At 44.1% G+C, this 381-nt stretch carries 1 pseudogene; it reads left to right on the top strand.

Annotated features, from left to right (window positions below):
* Positions 1–381: pseudogene (locus AB4512_RS25100) on the top strand (cache domain-containing protein); the annotation flags it as partial.

The following is a 381-nucleotide window of genomic DNA, read 5'->3' as shown; positions in this document are numbered from 1 at the left end:
GCAATGGAGAGCTTCAGCAATACCGAACTCAACAGCAACGGTGAGCGCAAAGACGACTGGCACTTAATGCCATACCAAACCGGTAAGACATTTGTGATGGAACCCTATTTTTATCCAGTTCGCGGTAAGCAAGAGCTCATCACTACCATCAGCCAACCAATCAAACAAGACGGGAAAATCATTGGCTCAATTGGTTTTGACTTGTCTTTGTTTGAGCTTCAAAGCCAAAGCGAATTGCTTGCACGTAACTTGTTTGATGGCGAAGGAAAAATCCTTATTACATCATGGAAAGGCATAACTCTCGCCAACAGCCGAGCTGGAAACATGGTGGGTAAAAGAGTCTCTTCTGAATTGGAATCCGAATGGTCGACAATTCAATCT

Origin of the sequence: Vibrio sp. 10N.222.52.B7, assembly GCF_041474275.1 — a bacterium.
Taxonomy (GTDB): Bacteria; Pseudomonadota; Gammaproteobacteria; order Enterobacterales; family Vibrionaceae; genus Vibrio; species Vibrio crassostreae_C.
Note: the sequence above shows the minus strand (reverse complement) of the source record. Positions and strands in the feature narration are given on the sequence as shown.